We start from the raw sequence: 6,113 nt of genomic DNA, 5'->3' as shown, positions 1-6,113 counted from the left end.
CGGTATACCATCTTGACGTGTAATAATATCCCTCACCCGGGACTCCGGAATACCATACCGTATCAATTCTATACTCCTGCATAAAATCAACCGTCACTCTCATTTCATTCGTGTCATAATCGAACTGCAAACCATCCCGTTCTATCGAGTAGCCGAGAATCTCCTTTTCCTGACACGCCGCTAAAGAGAATAACAAAACACTTATAATAACATATATATTTCTCATATTCTATACTTTGCGTTTAAATGATTACTCAGCCTCACCATACGTTTTTTCGTCATCCGGAACCGGAAGCACGTAAGCTGAAAAATTCTCCACGGGACAACGGTAGAAGGTTTTCATGTTATGTCTTTTCAAGAAGTAGAAATACTGCCCTTCTGCAAAAAATTCCTTTTGATACTCCTTGTTCAATTCCTCCAAACGTTGTTCTTCAGTCACACCCGTGCCAACGTCGTATGCCCTGGAAATACCCCTGGCGTTCTTCACCGCGTTAATATATTGTCCACATTCAGACAAAGCAACCGATTCTGCCAGTATATAGTACATCTCAGCCAAACGGATCAACGGGATTTTCTCTCCATACATTCCGCTGGCACCTAAATATTTGCGACAAAGAAAAAGATTGGCAGAAGTATGAATAAAGCCATAATTCGAACGATAACGCATATCATTCAACCCGATGCCCGAATTGGTTTCAAACACGGATGAAATATTGGTTCGAGAAATATAGTACTGCGTGTCGAAAGTCGTGGCATCTTTCCAATAAGCCGCTAACTTTTCTTCCATATTATACATGGAAAGTCCGAAAATAGTCTCCCCGTACGAAGACACGTCTTCCCGGTTATCACGTACAAGCCGCAACCCGGAATCATTAATTACCTCCCGGGCATAATTCGCTGCCTGCGTCTTATTTCCCATGTACAAATATACGCGGGCCAACATAGCCTTAACGGCATACTTGTTCATACGATGCTTGCGATAACCGATGAAAGGCTCGTCTGCAACATTCTCATAATTCATCGGATCATTCTTCAACAATTCCTCGGCAGCTTTCAAATCGGCAACAATACGTTTCATCACCTCGTTAGCTGCCATCAAGGGTGCGCTTTCCGAATTAAATTGCTCCCGGTAAGGAATACATGCTTTTGTCGAATCCTGGGTATAAATAGGTCCCCACAAACGCAACAGGTCAAAATAATGGAATGCACGTAAGCCAAGAGCCTCCCCTTTCATCAGATCACGATACCCCTCCGTCACGATCACATCCCCGTTTGACTCAAGGTATTGCAGAAAATTATTGATATTCGCAATCTCGTTATATAACTTCAACCAGATCTCGGCAATCGCATTTTTAGAACTTGTCGTTTCACCATATTTATAGATAGCAGCCCGTTCCTCATCCGTCACGGTTCCTGCCGCATAATTGTCATATCGTTGAACCAATTTCTCCACGAAATCAAACGTCATCTGTCTTCCGTATGACTTTTCCAGCACCATCATGCTATACAATCCGGTCAACGCACTCTTGAACCCGTCCTCTGAAGTAAAGAACTCTTCGGCCTCAATATCCGTTTTCGGATTCACATCAATCCAATTCTGACAGGAAGACAAGAACAACGAAACGATGCAAATTGCTGATAATAATAAGTTTTTCATCTCGTACTCCTCCTCATTTTAATTAAACAATACCGACAACGACACGTTGAACGTTCTGGCAAACGGGTAATCTAATCCCCTTTCTGTTCTGATCGATGAAATTCGACCTAATTCCTCCATCGTGGCGTTCAGCGACATACTGGCAATCCGGCACGCTTGCAAGAATTTAAAATTCTTCGGGTCAAAACGATAACCGATTGCCAAAGACGTAAACGACAATTCATTCCGTTTCTGAGCGAAACGGCTACTCATTCCCGTATCTTGGTTCGTCATCGTTATCGCTTTATAACGGGCATTTCGGTTATTCTCGCTCCAACGGTGTGATAACGCCCGGCGATCCAAGTTATAAGCAGCACTTGAATTTTCTATTTTATCTACCAGTGTCTGGTTATACCACCATGCTCCCAACTCGTACGAACAAGCCAGAGAAACACTCCAATTCTTATACGTAAATGCGGAAGAAATAGAACCTCTCAATTTCGGTTCCGTGTCACCGATTGCCACTTTATCCAGCGGATCCCAGATATAGGTTTTCTCCCCGTTGCGGGTTAAGAACACTTCTTGCCCCGTGGCCGGGTCAATTCCCAAAGAAGGAACCACGAACAACTGGGTGGTGGATTTCCCTTCCTCGTAAATAGCCTCCGGACTCCCGTTCTTTTTCTCCAAATTTGTCTGGTTCATAGCCTTCATCTCGTTCGAAATCTTCTTGATCACGTTACGATTATGCGAACCGTTCATTGAAATACTCCATTGAATCTGTCTTTCGTAGTCCTGAATAGGCATCACGCTTAACGAAATATCATATCCCTCGTTTTCAACAGCTCCCACATTCATGGTTTTGCTCGCAAATCCGGTAGAAGGAGCCATATTATAATCCAACAGCAACTCATCCGTGTAATTATTGTAATACGAGAAGGATGCATTTACCCGACTATTCCATAGTCCGACTTCTATCGCCAAACTACGATTCTTCGTCGTGGACCATCCCAAATCCGGGTTACCCATACCTTTCAACTGCGCTCCCAATATATCCGAAGAGGGATAGGGGAACAACAAATCATCATACGTGTAAGTCTCTTTCGCCTGATAAGGGGAATAACTTTGTGATCCCGTGATACCGTATGATCCGCGTAACACCAAGTTTGAGATGAAAGTATTTTGCAACCATTTTTCCCGGTGTACATTCCAACGAGCCCCGGCTGCCCAGAAAGGAGCCATGCCCGTGTTCGACCCGAATTGCGAGGAAAGATCCCCACGAATACTAAAGTCTACCGAGAAACGCATATCATACATATAACTAAGCTGTCCGATAATTCCGACCGTCCGGGAAGTAGATTCCGACCCGCTCACCCGGTCTTCCATCTCGTAAGCAAACAAAAAGTCATCCATATTATCATTCGGGAAACCCATAGCCGACAAGTTTACACTATTACTCTTGTTCTCATCCACGTTCCAACGTCCGAACACACTTAACAAATGCTTATCCTTCGTGTAGTTATAACTTACAGAAGCATTCACGCTCCAAGAAACATTATCCCCTGTACTCTTGTTGTATGACCCTTTTCTGGTCAAATCCGTCTCTCCCAAGAAATCCGTATGATTCATGGATTTGAAGACCTCCATCCGGGAAGTACCTTTCGTGATGGACGCTCCCGCTGACACCCGGAGATTTTCCAGAATCGCGCACTCGATATTAAAGTTATCCACGACACTAAAATTCTCCGTGAAATCCTTATATTTCCACAACAAATTATACAACGGGTTCACGATATTCACCGTTCCTCCCCCTTCGCCCGGTAACTTCTTCTGGTCCAAAAGACTGGTATAACGTCCGTTCTCGTCCGTTTTCCGGTAATACGGGTTTAATTTTGTGTATTGACTGAAAGAACCGTAAGGAGAATTATCCCCTCTCACGTTCGTCAGGCTCAATTGATTCTGGATATTCCATTTTTTCCGACGGTATTGAAGAGATAGATTCAAACCCATGCTGTTACGTCCGGATTCCTTCATCACTCCCGGTTCTCTTGAATAATTTATTCCCAAGTTATATCTTAACGCCTCATCTCCACCTTCCATTGTCAACGTGTGGCGGTGAGTGACGGCCGTCCGCAAGGGCTCTGACAACCAGTACGTGTCAACCCCTCTTAAAATTTCTTCTTTATATTTATTGTAATAATTCAACTGGCTCGTCGTGCTGAATACCCCGGCCATCCGTTCGTATTCCAACTTCTCTTCCGCATCCATCAAATTATAATCCGACAAATCAGGAACAGAAATACCCATATTCATACTATATGAAATATTCAACGCTCCCGGAAGGGGTTTCTTTGTCTCCACGACAAGCACCCCGTTAGAGGCTTTCGAACCGTAAATTGCCGTTGCAGCAGCATCCTTCAAAATAGTAATGGATTCCACACGTTCCGGGTCCAAGTCTACAATCCGTTGTAAGGTGGTTTCAAATCCATCCAACACGAAAAGCGGCATATTCGGGCGTTGAGAATAATCTCCCATCATCATCTCCATGCTATTAGCATCCACCCCGCCGTTTCCTAGCTGCACGTCACCCCGCAAGCGGAATTCCGGCATGGCATTCGGATTCGAACCGGCATTATTATTTTCCACGATACGAAAACTCGGATCAAAAACCTGTAAAGCCTTCAACAGATTATTCGGGCTTATCTTCTTCAACTCGCTCCCTTTCACGGAAACATAACCACCCGAGAAACTTTCCACCTTACGAGGTGCCATACCCGTCACCACCACGTCTTCGATCTCCGTGGTTTTCGCCGTCAACTTGATCTCCAAATCTTTCATATCCCCGGTCACCGTAATCGTTTCTTCCTCGTAGCCAACGAATGAAATCAACAAGGCAGATGTTCCCTGAGGAACCTCGATAAAAAATTTCCCGTCAAAATCCGTCACCACTCCCATCCCCTTATTCTCTTTCAGGATAATACTCGCACCGGGAAGAGGCTCTTTCGTGGATGCATCAATAACAGTTCCGTTAATTCTATAAATAGTTACTCCTTGTGTCGGTTTTTGATACTTCAAAACCACGACACGATTCATCTGGTACTCCACGGACACCGGTTGATCTCCCAAAGCAAGCATCAACACGTAATCCAGTTCTCGATCCTTCACATCAAAGGACACTTTCCTATTAACATCTATTTGCGAATGATTATAAAAGAATCGTACTTTAGCCACTGATGCCAGCGTATCAAGCACGTCGTTCAATTTCATATCCTTCACATTCAGCGTTACTCTCGTTTTTTTATAATCCTGTTCCTGCCCCAAAACAGACGAAATTGGCAGCAAAGCATATAAAAAAACACAACAAATCGATTTAATGATTAAATCTCTACATAGACACTTCTTTTTTTGCATAATTTTGTATTGCTTTTAATTTAGAGAAATTAAATTAAAATTCAGAGTGGGGAAAATGTACTGCAATACATTTCCCCTTTTTAATTTACTGCATCACTTGATTCAAAATCTTCTTGTATTCCTTATTCTTATTATACTTTTTCAAATAATCTTTTACCAGTTTCTCGATCACGTTAAAATCTCCATTGGATGTGATTGAATTGTACAGGAGTACGAATAATGCAGCATCCTGTAAAGACCCCTTGTAAAAAGCAGCCACATCCTTATATTGTTCCTCCAAGGAAGTCAACGGCTGATAATCCTTCTCTTGATCATGAGCCTCTTTGCGACGCATATAATCTTTGTAAGGTAAGAGAAAAGCCATATACACCCGATTTCTCAATGACGCCTCATCCGTCCGGAGCTTGTAATCATCCAAAGCCGTCCAATAATCCTCGGCCAGACAATCCTCCAATTTTTTCTTGTGAAAATCTGCACTCGCGTAAGGATAGGTAATCAGATTCGTCAACAAGGTTCCTTCAATTTGCGCCATCGCCATATTATACACCCGGGGATCAATTTGATCTTTCACCTCACTTATAATCTTCTCCTCATCTTTCACTTCCTGCACCGTTGCCGCGTGAAACTTCTTCGCGTCAGTTTGAGTCACCAACATGGCCGGGATATTAGTTTTATAACGACGTTCCCGCTGTAACATCTCCTTTTTATTTATCGCGGAACAGATAGCGACCGCTGCCGGGGTTCCGGAGAACTCCACCGACTCGTAACGTTTTCCATCGTAAGTCAGTTTCACATGGATAGAATCCCCCGGCTGTAAATACATCTCGATAAATGTATTCAACACCAACGTGGTCACATCGTCCAAATCCACGGTAAACTCGATCACCTGTCCCTCCTTATACGGGAATTCCATATTAATCCCCTCTTTCTCTAGGAAATCAAAATACACCTGATCCCGTACATACCCGTAAATCTCCGCGCTGATCACGGTAGGGCGTCCTTTGGCCTCCGCCGGAAAAGTAAGAACACTTACTAATCCTATAATCAAAAATATATGTTTCATGTATTC

General features: G+C 43.4%; 4 protein-coding genes. All 4 read right to left on the bottom strand.

Annotated elements, in window-relative coordinates; all coding sequences use genetic code 11:
• On the bottom strand, positions 1–226 hold a 226-nt coding region (locus AB5542_RS08400), incomplete at its 3' end, for a hypothetical protein (protein WP_368243029.1).
• A gap of 24 nt (positions 227–250) precedes the next feature.
• Positions 251–1,657: a RagB/SusD family nutrient uptake outer membrane protein gene (locus tag AB5542_RS08395; RefSeq protein WP_209279517.1), complete on the bottom strand. Its 1,407-nt coding sequence runs from the start codon at positions 1,655–1,657 to the stop codon at positions 251–253.
• 18 nt (positions 1,658–1,675) lie between these two features.
• Positions 1,676–5,044, bottom strand: coding sequence for a SusC/RagA family TonB-linked outer membrane protein (locus AB5542_RS08390; RefSeq protein ID WP_368243028.1), 3,369 nt, complete (start codon positions 5,042–5,044; stop codon positions 1,676–1,678).
• Positions 5,045–5,129: 85 nt separating this feature from the next.
• Complete coding sequence (locus tag AB5542_RS08385; RefSeq protein ID WP_279037096.1) at positions 5,130–6,107, bottom strand: hypothetical protein; 978 nt, start codon at positions 6,105–6,107, stop codon at positions 5,130–5,132.
• Positions 6,108–6,113 lie beyond the last annotated feature (6 nt).

The sequence above is a fragment of the Butyricimonas sp. RTP31003st1_G1_RTP31003_210430 genome (genome assembly GCF_040920905.1).
GTDB classification, from domain to species: domain Bacteria; phylum Bacteroidota; class Bacteroidia; order Bacteroidales; family Marinifilaceae; genus Butyricimonas; species Butyricimonas paravirosa.
The sequence above is the reverse complement of the archived record's forward strand: the minus strand, read 5'-3'. Positions and strand labels throughout refer to the sequence as shown.

Bases quoted from the DNA above. Each gene is read 5' to 3' on its own strand.
- AB5542_RS08395 (WP_209279517.1), bottom strand. From the start codon at position 1,657: ATGAAAAACTTATTATTATCAGCAATTTGCATCGTTTCGTTGTTCTTG.
- AB5542_RS08390 (WP_368243028.1), bottom strand. From the start codon at position 5,044: ATGCAAAAAAAGAAGTGTCTATGTAGAGATTTAATCATTAAATCGATT.
- AB5542_RS08385 (WP_279037096.1), bottom strand. From the start codon at position 6,107: ATGAAACATATATTTTTGATTATAGGATTAGTAAGTGTTCTTACTTTT.